The 14,448-nt window shown below is 47.3% G+C and carries 25 protein-coding genes and 1 pseudogene; all 26 read left to right on the forward strand.

Annotated features, from left to right (window positions below; genetic code table 11):
• Positions 1–51: 51 nt before the first annotated feature.
• Positions 52–489: a 50S ribosomal protein L16 gene (gene rplP / locus AC1U9U_RS11205; RefSeq protein WP_479960650.1), complete on the forward strand. Its 438-nt coding sequence runs from the start codon at positions 52–54 to the stop codon at positions 487–489.
• On the forward strand, positions 479–682 hold the full coding sequence (gene rpmC / locus AC1U9U_RS11210) for a 50S ribosomal protein L29 (RefSeq protein WP_479960651.1): 204 nt from the start codon (positions 479–481) through the stop codon (positions 680–682). Before rplP ends, rpmC begins: the two co-directional genes overlap by 11 nt.
• Before the next feature lie 23 nt (positions 683–705).
• Entirely contained in the window at positions 706–966 is a 261-nt protein-coding gene (gene rpsQ / locus AC1U9U_RS11215) for a 30S ribosomal protein S17 (protein ID WP_479960652.1), read from the forward strand.
• Between the two features lie 34 nt (positions 967–1,000).
• Entirely contained in the window at positions 1,001–1,369 is a 369-nt protein-coding gene (gene rplN / locus AC1U9U_RS11220) for a 50S ribosomal protein L14 (protein ID WP_479960653.1), read from the forward strand.
• Between the two features lie 27 nt (positions 1,370–1,396).
• Entirely contained in the window at positions 1,397–1,735 is a 339-nt protein-coding gene (rplX, locus tag AC1U9U_RS11225) for a 50S ribosomal protein L24 (RefSeq protein WP_479960654.1), read from the forward strand.
• Positions 1,736–1,756: 21 nt separating this feature from the next.
• Positions 1,757–2,296, forward strand: coding sequence for a 50S ribosomal protein L5 (gene rplE, locus AC1U9U_RS11230; RefSeq protein WP_479960655.1), 540 nt, complete (start codon positions 1,757–1,759; stop codon positions 2,294–2,296).
• A gap of 20 nt (positions 2,297–2,316) precedes the next feature.
• Complete coding sequence (locus AC1U9U_RS11235; RefSeq protein ID WP_341547759.1) at positions 2,317–2,502, forward strand: type Z 30S ribosomal protein S14; 186 nt, start codon at positions 2,317–2,319, stop codon at positions 2,500–2,502.
• 28 nt (positions 2,503–2,530) lie between these two features.
• Complete coding sequence (rpsH, locus tag AC1U9U_RS11240) at positions 2,531–2,929, forward strand: 30S ribosomal protein S8 (protein ID WP_479960656.1); 399 nt, start codon at positions 2,531–2,533, stop codon at positions 2,927–2,929.
• A gap of 24 nt (positions 2,930–2,953) precedes the next feature.
• Positions 2,954–3,508, forward strand: coding sequence for a 50S ribosomal protein L6 (gene rplF, locus AC1U9U_RS11245; protein WP_479960657.1), 555 nt, complete (start codon positions 2,954–2,956; stop codon positions 3,506–3,508).
• Positions 3,509–3,561: 53 nt separating this feature from the next.
• A complete protein-coding gene (gene rplR, locus AC1U9U_RS11250; protein WP_479960658.1) occupies positions 3,562–3,930 on the forward strand; it encodes a 50S ribosomal protein L18 in 369 nt (122 codons plus the stop codon).
• Between the two features lie 24 nt (positions 3,931–3,954).
• On the forward strand, positions 3,955–4,455 hold the full coding sequence (gene rpsE / locus AC1U9U_RS11255; RefSeq protein WP_479960659.1) for a 30S ribosomal protein S5: 501 nt from the start codon (positions 3,955–3,957) through the stop codon (positions 4,453–4,455).
• A gap of 11 nt (positions 4,456–4,466) precedes the next feature.
• On the forward strand, positions 4,467–4,649 hold the full coding sequence (rpmD, locus tag AC1U9U_RS11260) for a 50S ribosomal protein L30 (RefSeq protein ID WP_479960660.1): 183 nt from the start codon (positions 4,467–4,469) through the stop codon (positions 4,647–4,649).
• Between the two features lie 18 nt (positions 4,650–4,667).
• Positions 4,668–5,108: a 50S ribosomal protein L15 gene (rplO, locus tag AC1U9U_RS11265; protein ID WP_479960661.1), complete on the forward strand. Its 441-nt coding sequence runs from the start codon at positions 4,668–4,670 to the stop codon at positions 5,106–5,108.
• Position 5,109: 1 nt separating this feature from the next.
• Positions 5,110–6,399: a preprotein translocase subunit SecY gene (secY, locus tag AC1U9U_RS11270; RefSeq protein ID WP_479960662.1), complete on the forward strand. Its 1,290-nt coding sequence runs from the start codon at positions 5,110–5,112 to the stop codon at positions 6,397–6,399.
• A 13-nt stretch (positions 6,400–6,412) separates the two neighbouring features.
• Complete coding sequence (locus AC1U9U_RS11275; RefSeq protein ID WP_479960663.1) at positions 6,413–7,066, forward strand: adenylate kinase; 654 nt, start codon at positions 6,413–6,415, stop codon at positions 7,064–7,066.
• A complete protein-coding gene (gene map, locus AC1U9U_RS11280) occupies positions 7,059–7,805 on the forward strand; it encodes a type I methionyl aminopeptidase (protein WP_479960664.1) in 747 nt (248 codons plus the stop codon). Before AC1U9U_RS11275 ends, map begins: the two co-directional genes overlap by 8 nt.
• 37 nt (positions 7,806–7,842) lie before the next feature.
• Positions 7,843–8,061 (forward strand): translation initiation factor IF-1, encoded by a 219-nt coding sequence (gene infA / locus AC1U9U_RS11285; RefSeq protein ID WP_479960665.1) that lies wholly within the window; start codon positions 7,843–7,845, stop codon positions 8,059–8,061.
• 23 nt (positions 8,062–8,084) lie between these two features.
• Positions 8,085–8,198: a 50S ribosomal protein L36 gene (rpmJ, locus tag AC1U9U_RS11290; protein ID WP_005810119.1), complete on the forward strand. Its 114-nt coding sequence runs from the start codon at positions 8,085–8,087 to the stop codon at positions 8,196–8,198.
• A gap of 168 nt (positions 8,199–8,366) precedes the next feature.
• Positions 8,367–8,738: a 30S ribosomal protein S13 gene (gene rpsM / locus AC1U9U_RS11295; protein WP_479960666.1), complete on the forward strand. Its 372-nt coding sequence runs from the start codon at positions 8,367–8,369 to the stop codon at positions 8,736–8,738.
• An 18-nt stretch (positions 8,739–8,756) separates the two neighbouring features.
• Positions 8,757–9,146: a 30S ribosomal protein S11 gene (gene rpsK / locus AC1U9U_RS11300; protein ID WP_479960667.1), complete on the forward strand. Its 390-nt coding sequence runs from the start codon at positions 8,757–8,759 to the stop codon at positions 9,144–9,146.
• Between the two features lie 12 nt (positions 9,147–9,158).
• Positions 9,159–9,785, forward strand: coding sequence for a 30S ribosomal protein S4 (rpsD, locus tag AC1U9U_RS11305; RefSeq protein ID WP_479960668.1), 627 nt, complete (start codon positions 9,159–9,161; stop codon positions 9,783–9,785).
• A 57-nt stretch (positions 9,786–9,842) separates the two neighbouring features.
• Positions 9,843–10,790, forward strand: coding sequence for a DNA-directed RNA polymerase subunit alpha (locus AC1U9U_RS11310; RefSeq protein WP_479960669.1), 948 nt, complete (start codon positions 9,843–9,845; stop codon positions 10,788–10,790).
• A gap of 26 nt (positions 10,791–10,816) precedes the next feature.
• On the forward strand, positions 10,817–11,155 hold the full coding sequence (gene rplQ, locus AC1U9U_RS11315; RefSeq protein ID WP_479960670.1) for a 50S ribosomal protein L17: 339 nt from the start codon (positions 10,817–10,819) through the stop codon (positions 11,153–11,155).
• Positions 11,156–11,492: 337 nt separating this feature from the next.
• Entirely contained in the window at positions 11,493–13,070 is a 1,578-nt protein-coding gene (locus tag AC1U9U_RS11320) for an ABC transporter substrate-binding protein (protein ID WP_479960671.1), read from the forward strand.
• A gap of 260 nt (positions 13,071–13,330) precedes the next feature.
• Complete coding sequence (locus tag AC1U9U_RS11325; RefSeq protein WP_479960672.1) at positions 13,331–14,338, forward strand: ABC transporter permease; 1,008 nt, start codon at positions 13,331–13,333, stop codon at positions 14,336–14,338.
• A 12-nt stretch (positions 14,339–14,350) separates the two neighbouring features.
• Positions 14,351–14,448: pseudogene (locus tag AC1U9U_RS11330) on the forward strand (ABC transporter permease); the annotation flags it as partial.

The raw sequence follows: 14,448 nt of genomic DNA on the forward strand, positions 1-14,448 counted from the left end.
GGAGAGGTTCTTCCCGCCAAGAAGGTCGCTCAGGTGGAAGGAGGAAAATAAATGCTAGTCCCAACCAGAGTAAAGCACCGGAAACAACATCGTGGCCGGATGCATGGAACAGCAACTCGCGGTAACAAAATTACCTTCGGCGAGTACGGTTTAGTGGCTATGGAGCCAGCATGGATTACTAATCGCCAGATCGAAGCCGCCCGTATTGCCATGACACGTTATATCAAACGGGGCGGTAAAGTTTGGATTAAGATTTTCCCGGATAAGCCGATTACGGCAAAACCCGCTGAAACCCGGATGGGTAGCGGTAAAGGTTCCCCGGAATACTGGGTAGCCGTTGTTAAGCCCGGTCGGGTTATGTTTGAACTGGCCGGTGTACCTGAAGAAATTGCCCGTGAGGCATTGCGCCTAGCTATGCATAAACTGCCGATCAAATGTAAGATCGTGCGTCGCGAAGACTTAGAAGGAGGTGACGCAAATGAAAACTAAGAATTTCCGTGACATGACCGACGAAGAACTCCTTAAGGAGATTGATGGCTACAAAACGGAACTGTTCAATTTGCGTTTCCAACTGGCTACCGGACAACTGGACAATCCGGCCAGAATCCGTGAAGTTAAGAAAGGGATTGCCCGTGGCAAAACCATTCTCCGTGAGCGCGAATTAAAAATTAACCGTGCTTAAGGTTGGAAAGGAGACTTTTTAACATGGAAAGAGCCCAACGCAAAGTTAGAATGGGTAAAGTCGTAAGCGATAAGATGGATAAGACAGTCGTAGTTGCTGTTGAAATGAAAGTACGCCATCCCCTTTACCATAGAACCATTACCCAAACCAAGAAGTTCAAAGCCCATGATGAAAACAACGACGCTAAAATCGGCGATACCGTTGTCATTATGGAGACACGTCCCATAAGCAAAGACAAACGCTGGCGTGTAGTCGAGGTTACAGAGAGAGCAGTTATTCTCTAAGATCTGAACTTTAATTCGGAAGGAGGGTCAACAGATGATCCAAGTTCAAACTCGCCTCAGAGTCGGAGACAATTCTGGAGCCAAAGAACTGATGTGCATCAAGGTGCTGGGCGGCTCAATGCGCCGTTATGCATCGATTGGAGATATAATCGTCGCTTCTGTTAAAGAAGCAACACCAGGCGGCGTTGTCAAAAAAGGCGATGTCGTCAAAGCGGTTGTAGTTCGGACCAAGAAAGAAATTAAACGCAAAGACGGTTCCTATATTCGCTTCAGTGAAAATGCTGCCGTAATTATTAAAGATGATAAGAGCCCGCGGGGAACTCGTATTTTCGGACCCGTAGCCCGGGAATTGCGTGATAAGGATTTCATGAAAATCATTTCTCTCGCACCGGAAGTAATCTAAGACCCCATACCAGTGGAGGTGAATGAAGTGGCTGCTGTAAAGCAAAAGATACACGTCAAAAAAGGCGATATGGTCATGGTGATCACCGGAAAGGACGCCGGTAAGAAAGGCAAAGTCCTGGAAGTGTTCCCGAAAAAAGGTCGTGTGGTAGTGGAGAAGGTTAACATCGTTAAGCGCCACACCAAACCCACTCAAAGCATGCCCCAAGGTGGGATCTTTGAGAAAGAAGCACCCATCGCTAGCTCAAATGTCATGCTGTATTGCTCAGAGTGCAATAGCGTAACTCGGGTCAGCGTGAAGGAAACTGAGGCTGGAAAAGTCCGCGTTTGCAAAAAATGCGGTGTCAACCTGCCCGATAAAAAGTAATCGAGAAGGGAGGGACCTTAGTTGGCTCGTCTAAAAGATAAGTACACCAGTGAAATAGCTCCTGCTTTACAGCAGAAGTTCAGCTATAAAAATGTGATGCAGACCCCTAAGCTCGAAAAAGTTGTTATCAACGTGGGCGTGGGTGAAGCAATCCAAAACTCCAAAGCAATCGATGCTGCAGTCGGTGATTTGATGAAAATCACCGGACAAAAGCCGGTTGTAACCAGAGCGAAAAAGTCCATTGCAGCATTTAAACTCCGTGAAGGGATGCCGATCGGCACCAAAGTCACCCTGCGCGGTGACCGCATGTACGAATTTGTAGATCGTCTTATGAATGTTGCATTACCCCGTGTTCGAGATTTCCACGGTGTATCTGATAAGGCATTTGACGGACGCGGTAACTATACGCTCGGTATTAAAGAGCAACTTATCTTCCCGGAGATCGAATATGATAAAATCGATAAAATCCGTGGCATGGACATCATTTTCGTGACAACAGCGAAAACCGATGAGGAAGCTCGTGAATTACTCGGAATGCTCGGAATGCCGTTCCGCAAGTAGAAAAAGGAGGGTCCTAGAGCGTGGCTAAAAAGTCAATGATCGTGCGCAATGCGCGTGAACAAAAATATGCAGTTCGCTACCATAACCGTTGCAAACTCTGTGGCCGTCCCCATGCATATATCCGCAAGTTCGGAATATGCAGGATTTGCTTCAGGGAGTTAGCTTACAAAGGCGAACTTCCTGGAGTCAAGAAGGCCAGTTGGTAAGAGGACGTTAGGAAGGGGGAAGACTCTAGTGGCAATGTCAGATCCAATTGCAGATTTCTTGACCCGCATTCGTAATGCAGGCATGGTTTATCATGATAAAGTTGAAGTACCGGCTTCCAATGTCAAGAAAGCGATTGCCGAAATCCTCAAAGAAGAGGGTTTCATTAAAGATGTTGAATTCATTTCCGATAACAAACAAGGAGTTATCCGTTGTTATCTGAAATACGGCCCAAATCGTGAGCGCGTTATCACCGGCTTAAAACGGATCAGCCGTCCGGGACTGCGTGTTTATGCGAAAAAAGATGAAGTTCCGAAAGTGCTTGGTGGCCTTGGGGTGGCAATCATCTCCACATCCAAAGGCGTTATGACTGACAAGCGGGCTCGTCAAGAAGGTCTTGGCGGAGAAGTGCTCTGCTACATTTGGTAATCACACACTACGGAGGTGCAAAAGATGTCCAGAATTGGCAAGCGGCCCATTAGCGTTCCTAGTGGCGTCGACGTCAACATAGAGGGCAATGTTGTCACCGTTAAAGGACCTAAGGGGACTTTAACTAAGGAAATGCATTCACGCGTCAACATTGCTATGGAAGAACAACAAATCATCGTGACCCGTCCCGATGATGAACCTCTTAGCCGCTCCTTGCATGGCTTGACCCGTACTCTCATTGCCAATATGGTTGAGGGAGTGACTAAGGGTTTCAGCAAGAACTTGGACATGGTTGGGGTTGGCTACCGTGCTGCAAAGCAAGGTAACAAACTCGTTCTCTCAGTGGGTAAATCTCATCCCGTCGAGTTAATTCCCTTCGATGGAATCGAAGTAGAAGTCCCTGCTCCGAACAAAATCATTGTTAAGGGTATGGACAAAGAACTCGTCGGTGACTTTGCCGCAGAGATTCGCAAAGAGCGTCCACCTGAGCCTTATAAAGGCAAAGGAATTAAGTATGAAAACGAAGTTGTCCGTCGTAAGGCTGGTAAGACAGGCGGTAAAAAAGGCGGTAAGAAGTAAGACTTTAAGGCAAGGGCAAAATCTCTTGCCCAATTGAAAGGAGTGAGTTTCCTTTGATCACGCAAGTAGACCGCAAAGCTATTCGCATGAAAAAGCATAAGCGAGTCCGGAAGAACATGTTCGGCACAGCAGAACGTCCCCGTTTAGCCGTATTCCGGAGTCTCAATCATATTTACGCCCAAGTCATCAATGACGAGCTCGGAGTGACTTTAGTAGCCGCTTCTTCTTTAGATGCAGAGTTCAAAGCCGCCGGTATTTCCGGAGGTAACATCGAAGGAGCCCAAAAGGTCGGCGAACTGGTTGCCAAACGGGCACTGGAGAAAGGCGTTTCCAAAGTGGTTTTCGATCGTGGCGGAAACATCTACCACGGACGGATCGCGGCTGTTGCAGAAGCAGCTCGTGAAGCCGGTCTGGAATTCTAGGACACGGTAAAGGAGGGAAAATCATTGGCGAAGATCGATGCGAGTAAGTTAGAGTTGACTGAAAAAGTCGTTCATATTGCCCGCGTGGCAAAAGTTGTCAAAGGGGGTCGCCGTTTCAGCTTCAGTGCTTTGGTTGTCGTTGGCGACGGCCACGGTCATGTCGGAGCTGGACTCGGTAAAGCCGGCGAGGTACCGGAAGCAATTCGTAAAGGCATAGAAGATGCTAAAAAGAATATGATTTCTATACCTATGATTGGCACCACGATTCCCCATCCAATCTTAGGAAACTACGGAGCAGGAAGTGTATTGCTCAAGCCCGCAGTCAAAGGTACCGGTGTTATCGCCGGCGGTGCAGTCCGTGCCGTTCTTGAAGCTGCCGGTATTGCCGATATCCTCACCAAATCATTAGGTTCAGCAAATCCTCACAACATGGTAAATGCTACCATGGCTGGCTTAAAAGCTCTGAAGCGGGCGGAAGAGGTTGCTAAACTCCGCGGAAAAACCGTAGAAGAAATTCTGGGTTAGGAGGGTTGGCAGTGAAAATTATAGTAACACTCGTAAAAAGCCCTATCGGGTATTCAGAGAACCAACGCAAAGTCCTTAAAGCCCTTGGCTTAGGCAAATTAGGTTCTAGCGTAGTTCATGACGATACACCCAGTATCCAAGGGATGATTCGCAAATGCGCACACTTGGTTGCGGTGGAAAACGTCGCAGAATAAAAGGAGGTGTTGACGAGCATGAAATTGCATGAACTTAAACCTGCACAAGGTTCGACCAAAGCTCCCAAGCGTCTGGGACGTGGAACCGGTTCCGGTACTGGTAAAACCGCCGGTAAAGGTCATAAAGGTCAAAAAGCCCGCGCTGGTGGCGGAGTACGCCCTGGTTTTGAAGGAGGCCAACAACCTCTTATGCGTCGGATGCCCAAGCGCGGCTTCACAAATATCTTCAAGAAAGAATATGTTGTCTTAAATGTACGGGACTTAGAACGTTTTGAAAACGGTGCAGTAGTCAGTTATGAAAGTCTCTTTGAAGTGGGACTCATCAAAACTGTTAAAGATGGTGTAAAGATACTGGGAACAGGAGAACTGACCAAAGCCTTGACTGTCCAAGTTGACAAAGTCAGCAAATCCGCGGCAGAGAAAATCATAGCTGCCGGTGGAAAAGTCGAGGTGGAATAAGATGATTGTCGATTCCCTGAAAAATGCCTGGAAATTGCCAGAACTCAGGAAAAAAATCGGATTCACCTTACTCATGTTCCTTGTTTTCCGCATTGGTGCGCATATCCCGATTCCCTTTATCAACCATGACGTCCTGGCCAAGATATTGGGGTCGGGGACCTTATATGATTTCTTAGATACTTTTTCCGGTGGATCCTTTAGGCGTTTCTCAGTGTTTGCCTTGAGTATTACGCCCTATATTACAGCCTCGATTATCTTGCAGCTTCTGACCATCGTCATCCCCTCTCTTGAGCGATTAGCCAAAGAAGGGGAGTATGGGCGGAAGAAAATCACCCAATATACCCGATATGGCACCGTTATCCTCGGTTTCGTCCAAGGCTTCGGTATGACCTTCGGCTTGCGGGGAGCCCTGGTAATTCCGAAACCCGGAATGGAATGGGCCATCTACCTGCTCGTAGCTCTAATCCTTACCGCGGGAACAGCCTTCCTCATGTGGTTGGGAGAACGGATTACGGAAAATGGTATTGGTAACGGAATCTCCTTGATCATCTTCGCCGGTATTGTCGCCAGAGTACCTGATGCTATTATTAAAATCACCGGACTCTTAAAAGTTGGGGAAATCACTGTTTTCTCCGTCCTTGGACTGATAGTGATCGGTGCGGCAATCATCGCCGGCGTTTTCTTCATTCAAGAAGGTCAACGGAGAATCCAAGTTCAGTATGCTAAACGTGTGGTGGGTCGCCGGGTATACGGTGGTCAATCCTCACATATTCCCATGAAAGTTAACCAAGCCGGGGTTATTCCCATCATCTTCGCGATTTCCCTGCTGGCTTTCCCCAGCACCATCGCCACTTGGATGGATCCAACCTCCGGTTATGTACAATTCGTTAACAAATGGCTGGTCATGAACGGCACCCGTTACTCGATTCCTTATCTCACTATTTATGCAGCCCTGATCATCTTCTTCACCTACTTCTACACCGCCGTCAGCTTTAACCCGGTGGATGTGGCAGACAACCTGAAGAAGTATGGTGGTTTCATTCCCGGACTGCGTCCCGGACGGGCAACCGCCGATTATCTAACCAAAATTCTCAGTAGACTCACTCTGGCCGGTGGTACATTCCTAGCCTTGATTGCAGTTCTTCCGAGCTTAGTCATCGGATTGACCGGCATACCCAACATCACATTAGGCGGAACCTCACTGCTCATTGTCGTGAGCGTTGCGCTTGAAACCATGAAACAATTGGAGTCCATGCTCATGCAGCGGCACTACCAAGGTTTCATGAAGTAAGGAGGTAAACCTGATGAGAGCAATCCTCATGGGACCACCCGGGGCAGGAAAAGGAACCCAAGCCGCTGATTTAATTACCAAGTATCAAATACCTCATATTTCCACCGGTGATATGTTCCGAGCTGCTATCAAAGCAGGAACTGCCCTTGGTAACAAAGCCAAAGAATATATGGAAGCCGGATCACTTGTCCCAGACGAAGTAACCATCGGGATTGTGGCTGAACGCTTAGCCCAGCCCGATTGCAGCCAAGGATTTTTGTTGGATGGCTTTCCACGGACAGTCGCCCAAGCCGATGCTTTAGCGAAGATTCTGGTGGATCTGAAGATGGAACTGAACGGAGTCATCAATATTGAGGTTCCGGAAGTGAAGCTTTTAGAGCGTCTGACCGGACGCCGGATCTGCCGACAGTGTGGAGCCACTTACCATATGGTATTTAATCCACCGGCGAAAGAAGCAGTATGCGACAAATGCGGTGGAGAACTTTATCAAAGAAGCGATGACACTTTGGAAACTGCCCAGAACCGCTTAAAGGTCTATAATGATCAGACCCAGCCCTTAATCGACTACTATCGGCAAAAGGGACTCTTAAGGGAGATCAACGGGGATCAAGATATTGCTCTGGTTTTGCATGACATTGTCAAAGCCCTGGAGCATAATCATGATTGAACTAAAGACCCCTTCACAAATTGTACGGATGAGGAAAGCAGGAAAGATTGTCGCTGATACTCTGGAGTTGATGCGGGAAAATGTAAGGCCTGGCATAACCACAGGGGAGTTGGATCGAATCGCCGAGGAGTATATCCGCAAATGCGGTGCGATACCGGCCTTCAAAGGATATAACGGGTTTCCCTTCTCCCTCTGTACTTCCGTGAATGAACAAGTGGTCCATGGTTTCCCCGGTTTAAGGACTTTGCAATCTGGAGATATTATCAGTATTGACTGTGGTGCGGTTTTTGACGGATATGTAGGAGATGCTGCGATTACCTTGCCGGTAGGCGAGATCTCTGGTGAACTGCAGATGCTCCTGCGGGTCACCGAAGAATCCTTAATGTTAGGGATTCCCAAAGCCAGCAAAGGCAACCGCCTCCAGGATATATCGCATACCATTCAAACCCATGTGGAAGCCCATGGCTTATCCGTTGTCCGGGACTATGTCGGTCACGGAATTGGTCAGGCGATGCATGAGGATCCACAGATTCCCAACTACGGTAAGCCAGGCCGAGGGCCACGACTCGAAATCGGGATGGTTTTGGCTATCGAACCCATGGTTAACTTGGGAACTTACGAAGTAAAAGTCTTAAGTGATCATTGGACTGTCGTGACGAAGGATGGTAAAGCATCTGCCCATTTCGAACACACAGTAGCCATTACGGAAAATGGCCCTGAGATATTAACTCGGAGTTAAATACACCCGAAGAGAGTTTGCCGGAGGAGGGCTGAACATGTCAAAAGAAGACGTTATTGAAGTTGAAGGAAAGGTCCTGGAACCACTGCCCAATGCCATGTTTTTGGTGGAATTAGCCAACGGACACAAGGTATTGGCTCATGTTTCCGGGAAGATCCGGATGAATTTTATACGCATTCTGCCGGGAGACCGGGTCACTGTGGAGCTTTCTCCCTATGACTTAACTCGAGGAAGAATCGTATATCGGTTTAAGTAAAGGACCAAAGGGAGGGGATTACGGTGAAAGTAAGGCCTTCTGTGAAAAAAATCTGTGAAAAATGTAAGGTCATCAAGCGCCATGGCAAAGTCATGGTGATCTGTGAAAACCCGAAACACAAACAAAGGCAAGGATAGACTTTAAGACTCACCGTTGCGCGGCTGATTGGACCTAGAGCTAGATCCAATGTAGCGGGAGCTGTCGACTTGCTTAACTAAAGTTTGTTGCGGATGGTTTGTTTTGTAACTATAGCCTTGGGATATAGATCCCAACGGCGTAACAGCTTATGGGGGTGTAAAGTTTAGATGGCACGTATCGCTGGAGTAGATTTACCGCGGGAAAAACGTGTTGAAGTGGGACTCACCTATATCTATGGAATCGGGCTTCCCACCGCACAGAAAATTCTTGCCAGAACCGGCGTCAACCCGGATACTCGTATTCGTGACTTATCCGAAGAGGAAGTAAACAGCCTCCGGGAAGTTATCGATAAAGAAATCAAAGTCGAAGGTGACTTGCGTCGGGAAGTATCCCTTAATATTAAGCGTCTGATGGAAATCGGCTGCTACCGTGGATTACGTCATCGTCGTGGGCTTCCCGTTCGTGGACAACGCACCAAGACGAATGCCCGTACCCGTAAAGGTCCGATCAAAACTGTCGGAGCAAAACGCAAAAAATAATAAGGGGGGATTACCGAGATGGCGCGTAAAGTTGTACGCACAAAACGCCGGGAACGTAAAAACGTTGCTACAGGCGTTGCCCATATTAAGTCAACATTTAACAATAGCATGATCACTATTACCGATACCAAAGGTAACGTGATTTCTTGGTCCAGTGCCGGCGCTCTTGGCTTCAAAGGATCTCGTAAGAGCACTCCTTATGCTGCCCAAATGGCTGCCGAAACTGCTGCCAAAGTCGCTATGGAACATGGCATGAAAGAAGTTGAATGCTTTGTTAAAGGACCGGGTGCCGGCCGTGAGGCTGCTATCCGTGCTCTCCAAGCGGCAGGTTTGGAAGTAAATATGCTTAAAGACGTGACGCCGATTCCGCATAACGGTTGTCGGCCTCCGAAACGTAGAAGAGTATAAGGAGGTGTCATCATGGCAAGATATACAGGCCCTGTTTGTCGTTTATGTCGCCGGGAGGGTATGAAACTCTTCCTCAAAGGAGACCGTTGCTATACTGGCAAATGCGCGATTGATCGCCGTGCCTATGCTCCTGGTCAACACGGTCAAAGCCGTGGCAAAAAGCCAACTGAATATGGTATTCAGTTGCGTGAAAAACAAAAAGTTCGTCGGATCTATGGCGTAGCTGAAAAGCAATTCCGTAGCTACTACGATAAGGCCAACCGCCAAAAAGGGATGACAGGTGAAAACCTCCTTCGTCTCTTAGAGCGTCGTCTTGACAACGTTGTATTCCAACTTGGATTAGCAACGTCCCGTCCAGAAGCTCGTCAACTGGTTCGCCATGGTCACTTTACCGTCAATGGCCGCCGAGTTGATATTCCTTCCTTCCTCGTTCGGGTTGGAGATGTAGTTGCCGTCAAAGAAGGCAGCAAATCTTCACCACGGATGAAGGAAATCCTATCCACCTTGGATCGGACTCCACCGAAATGGATGAGCTTGGATGCTAATGCTGCAACCGGAACAATCGTCGCACTACCTGATCGAGAAGATATTCAACTGCCCATCCAAGAACACCTCATCGTTGAAAAATACTCCCGTTAATACGGAACTTAGGATGGTTTGTTGATATCAAGTTCCCGAGAAAGAAGGTGCATTCCGATGTTAGAAATCGAGAAGCCCAAGATTGAATGTGTCGAACGAACTGACGATAATGCTTATGCTAAATTTGTCGTTGAGCCTCTCGAAAGGGGATATGGAATTACTCTGGGTAACTCCTTGAGAAGAATTCTCCTATCCTCTCTTCCGGGGACTGCTGTCACATCAGTAAAGATCGAAGGGGTACTCCACGAGTTTTCTACAGTACCGGGGGTTTTGGAAGATGTCACGGACATTATTCTCAACCTCAAAGGCCTTGCTTTGAAAGGACATACGGATGAAGTAAAAGTTCTCCGTTTGGAAGCCGAAGGAGAAGGAGTCGTCAAGGCCGGTGACATTATCACCGATGCCGATATTGAGATTCTCAATCCGGACTTGAAGATCGCAACCTTGGATAAGGACGGTCGTCTTTTCATGGAGATGACTGCTGAAAGAGGCCGGGGCTATGTATCCGCTGATAAGAACAAAAAGCCGGACCAAGCCATCGGCATCATTCCCATCGACTCCATCTTCGCACCGATCTATAAGGTGAATTATACCGTTGAGGATACCCGGGTAGGCATGGTTACCGACTATGACAGACTCACTCTGGAAGTCTGGTCCAACGGCAGTATCTCTCCGGAAGAAGCCACCAGTCTGGCTGCGAAGATCTTAAGTGAGCACCTGCGGCTCTTTATCGGCCTCACCGATAAGCTCAACAATGTTGAGATCATGGTGGAAAAAGAAGAAGAAGCCAAGGACAAAATCCTGGAGATGACGATTGAAGATCTTGACCTATCTGTGCGCTCTTACAATTGTCTGAAACGGGCCGGTATTAACTCAGTGGAAGAACTGACCCAGAAGACGGAAGAGGATATGATCAAGGTGCGCAACCTCGGTCGCAAGTCCTTGGAAGAAGTGCAAACTAAGTTAAGTGAGCTCGGCTTGGGGTTCCGCAAAGCCGATGAATAATTCGGTGCAAAAGGAGGGGAACAATATTGGCTTACCGTAAATTGGGAAGAAATACAGGTCATCGCGGCGCAATGCTTCGCAACCTGTCAACCTCCCTTTTAAAACACGAGCGCATTGAAACCACAGAAGCCCGTGCCAAAGAGGTCAACGCCATTGCTGAGAAGATGATCACTCTCGGCAAGCAAGGCGACCTGGCTGCACGCCGTAACGCTTTGGCATATCTTTTGGAAGAAGATGTGGTCACCAAACTATTTGAAACAATTGCTCCAAAGTACGCTGATCGCCAAGGTGGATATACCCGCATCATTAAGATCGGACCCCGCCGCGGAGACGCCGCAGAAATGGTTCTTATCGAACTCGTATAATCGAACACCTTCATTACCTATTCCTGGTTACCAATAAGCCAGGCTGTTCAACAGAGCAGCCTGGCTTTTTTCGGCTAGTCAGAAAGTATAAGTCTGCGGGCGCATAAGGGCAACCAGCGGCTTCGCTTTCGCTAAAGCTCGGCGAAGCCGGGTTTTCTTTATGGTGTGCCATGCCTGGTGATTAACTGTAACTGTAAAGTAAGCGCTTACCTTTTTTTGTGGAAACAAGAACTATTCGTGGACAAAAGTTTATCATTGACAGACGTCTGTATGGTGGTAGAATTATTTACAGGTTACCTTTTATATAACTGACAAGGAGAAAAAAGGAGAGAAAAAGATGAAAAAAGCTAAAAGGATTGTTGCCCTGGCCTTAAGCATGCTTTTGGTCGGTGCCACACTGGTCGGCTGCGGCAGCAGTGCAAGCGGCGGCAGCGCTAACTCCGGAGAAAAAGTGGACAAGACGAAAGATACTTTGATCTATGCCCAAGGCGCCGAACCCCGTGGACTTGATCCGGCCCTGGTTGATGATGGTGAATCAGCCAAGGTTATGATCAACATTTACGAAGGACTCTTAAAGTATGCCGATGACTCGACAAAGGTTGAGCCTTCCCTGGCTAAAAGCTGGGATGTAAGTGATGATGGACTTTCCTATACCTTCAAACTCCAAGAAGGTGTTAAGTTCCATGACGGTACGGACTTTAACGCTGAAGCGGTGAAATTCAATATCGATCGTCAGATTCCTCCTCAAGCTACCGAGGACATGGCTTACGGCTCATTTGTTTATGGATCTGTTAAGAGCGTAGAAGTAGTGGATACTTATACCGTAAAAGTTAATTTGACCGACCCCAGCACTCCTTTCCTCAATAACATTGCTATGGTTATGGCTGCCCCGATGGTTAGCCCTAAAGCTTTGCAGGAACATAACAACAACGTCAACGAAGCTCCGGTAGGAACCGGGCCCTACAAATTTGTCAGCTGGCAAAAGGATGAAAACATTGTTTTAGTCCGCAACGATGAATACTGGGGTAAAAAAGCCCTCACCAAGAATGTTATTTTCAAATTCATTAAAGACAACTCCGCTCGTGTGGTTGCTTTGAATAACGGCGAAGCTGATATGATCGACGGTATTGATGCTACAGTCGTTGACCAAATTACCGGTGCGGGAAACAAAGTTTTCCAATCCTCCGGTATGAATATCAACTACATGGCTTACAACACTTCCAGAGCGCCCTTTAACGATGTTAAGGCACGGAAAGCTGTTTCTCAAGCAATCAATGTTCCTGAACTCGTTCAAAGCCTGTACCAAGGCTATTCCGAACCTGCAACCTCCGTACTACCAACCTTCATGGAAGGATATGACAAGAGTATTGCTCAAGTAGCTTATGATCCTGCCGCTGCTACCGAGGCTTTAAAAGCTGCCGGAATTAGCAAGGTTCACATTATCACCTATACTAACCCAAGACCTTATAATGCCGCCAACGGTCAAGCACTTGCCGAAGCAATCCAAGGCTATCTCTCCAAAGTTGGTGTTGAGACCGTCATTGATTCCTATGACTGGACTACCTACAAGCAAAAGGTCAAAGCCGGTGACTATGATATTTGCTTCTACGGCTGGATCGGTGACAACGGAGACCCGGATAACTTCATGTATCTAATGGCCCACGAAGATCCTACCATGAACGTGGCTCGTTACAATAACCCCGAATTCAATAACTTAATTAAAGAAGGGGTAAAAGCTCCCGCCGGTGAAGAGCGCAATAAGATCTACACCCAACTCGAAAAAATCGCTGCCGAGGATGCTGTTTGGCTCCCGATCTCCCATGCAGAGACGCTTGCTGCCTATAGACCTAATATCCAAAACTTCTTATACCATGTAACAGGTGTTACCCCGTTTGCCGGAGTATCTAAACAGTAAACAATAACTGCTAAACAAAAAAGAGTTGGTTACCGAGAACCGGTTTATTTAAACCGGTTCCCGGTTTTCCTTTTTATTTGATTCTTAGCACTTATTCAGGTCAAGATACTTCGCTATCGCTCAGCATGACACAAAGTAATGGCTGTAATATGTCGCAAGTAGCCTAACAACAGTTCGTGTCATCCTGAGGGAAGGTATGATCGAAGGATCTTATTTTGATCATAAATATATTTATTCATGAGAGCCGAAGGGTGTTGGAGATGCTAAAATATATCTTTAAACGAATCTTAATGTTGATACCGGTATTAATCGGTGTTTCGATCATTGTATTTCTTATTATGCGGGTTTTTTCTCCTGATCCGGCCCCTATCGTTTTGGGACAGCATGCCACCCAGGAATCTGTGGATGCTTGGCGGCAGGCTAACGGACTTAATGATCCAATCCCTATGCAGTATTTTAATTTTATCAAAGGCGCCCTGACAGGGGACCTGGGAACTTCTTATTATACTAAAGCACCTGTGGTGAAGGAAATCATGTCTCGTTTCCCTGCCACGATTGAATTGGCCTTATTTGCTATTATTTTGGCATCTTTTTTCGGCATCATCATCGGGGTTATTTCTGCGGTGAAAAAGAACTCCATATTTGATAATGCGGGGATGTTCTTAGCTTTAGTGGGAGTATCCATGCCTATCTTTTGGTTGGGGATATTATTGATTATTCTTTTTTCCGGAACACTGCATTGGCTTCCTTCCAGCGGCAGAATCGATCCTTTATTGCGGCCTGCTTCCGTCTCCGGGTTTTATCTTATCGACAGTCTAATCGCCGGGGATATGGAGGCTTTTAAGGATGCCTTTATGCACCTGATTTTGCCCGGGGTGGCTCTGGCTATGTATTCCATGGCCATTATTACCAGGATGACACGTTCCAGCATGCTGGAAACCTTGCAGCAGGATTTTATCCGGACCGCCAGGGCTAAGGGTGTGGCAGAGGGTAAAGTCATCCGTAAACATGCCTTTCGCAACAGCTTGATTCCCATCGTCACGGTTATTGGTCTGCAGCTGGGCAGTTTGCTTGGCGGAGCGGTACTGACCGAAACCGTATTTTCCTGGCCGGGGATCGGTTCCTATACGGTAGCCTGTATTCTTAAGTCTGATTTTCCGGTGGTGCAGGGTGTCGTTTTGCTTATCGCAACAATTTTTGTCTTGGTTAACTTGCTGGTTGACGTGATCTATGCTTTCTTAGATCCACGGATTAAATATTCCAAGTAGGGGGTGGCTTGTATGGAAAAAGATCCAAGTATCGACAAAGAACAAATGCAGGCTGCTGAATACGTGGAAAAACCAGAATCGCAGCTTAAAGAAATGTGGGATACCCTTAA

Source organism: Desulfitobacterium sp. (assembly GCF_982384815.1).

What these genes read in the sequence shown, in the direction of transcription:
- AC1U9U_RS11325 (WP_479960672.1), top strand. Translation starts at nt 13,331, where the DNA reads ATGCTAAAATATATCTTTAAACGAATCTTAATGTTGATACCGGTATTA.
- secY (WP_479960662.1), top strand. Translation starts at nt 5,110, where the DNA reads ATGATTGTCGATTCCCTGAAAAATGCCTGGAAATTGCCAGAACTCAGG.
- infA (WP_479960665.1), top strand. Translation starts at nt 7,843, where the DNA reads ATGTCAAAAGAAGACGTTATTGAAGTTGAAGGAAAGGTCCTGGAACCA.
- rplF (WP_479960657.1), top strand. Translation starts at nt 2,954, where the DNA reads ATGTCCAGAATTGGCAAGCGGCCCATTAGCGTTCCTAGTGGCGTCGAC.
- rpmC (WP_479960651.1), top strand. Translation starts at nt 479, where the DNA reads ATGAAAACTAAGAATTTCCGTGACATGACCGACGAAGAACTCCTTAAG.
- map (WP_479960664.1), top strand. Translation starts at nt 7,059, where the DNA reads ATGATTGAACTAAAGACCCCTTCACAAATTGTACGGATGAGGAAAGCA.
- AC1U9U_RS11310 (WP_479960669.1), top strand. Translation starts at nt 9,843, where the DNA reads ATGTTAGAAATCGAGAAGCCCAAGATTGAATGTGTCGAACGAACTGAC.
- rplN (WP_479960653.1), top strand. Translation starts at nt 1,001, where the DNA reads ATGATCCAAGTTCAAACTCGCCTCAGAGTCGGAGACAATTCTGGAGCC.
- AC1U9U_RS11320 (WP_479960671.1), top strand. Translation starts at nt 11,493, where the DNA reads ATGAAAAAAGCTAAAAGGATTGTTGCCCTGGCCTTAAGCATGCTTTTG.
- AC1U9U_RS11275 (WP_479960663.1), top strand. Translation starts at nt 6,413, where the DNA reads ATGAGAGCAATCCTCATGGGACCACCCGGGGCAGGAAAAGGAACCCAA.
- rpsQ (WP_479960652.1), top strand. Translation starts at nt 706, where the DNA reads ATGGAAAGAGCCCAACGCAAAGTTAGAATGGGTAAAGTCGTAAGCGAT.
- rpsK (WP_479960667.1), top strand. Translation starts at nt 8,757, where the DNA reads ATGGCGCGTAAAGTTGTACGCACAAAACGCCGGGAACGTAAAAACGTT.
- rpsM (WP_479960666.1), top strand. Translation starts at nt 8,367, where the DNA reads ATGGCACGTATCGCTGGAGTAGATTTACCGCGGGAAAAACGTGTTGAA.
- rpsD (WP_479960668.1), top strand. Translation starts at nt 9,159, where the DNA reads ATGGCAAGATATACAGGCCCTGTTTGTCGTTTATGTCGCCGGGAGGGT.
- rplP (WP_479960650.1), top strand. Translation starts at nt 52, where the DNA reads ATGCTAGTCCCAACCAGAGTAAAGCACCGGAAACAACATCGTGGCCGG.
- rplO (WP_479960661.1), top strand. Translation starts at nt 4,668, where the DNA reads ATGAAATTGCATGAACTTAAACCTGCACAAGGTTCGACCAAAGCTCCC.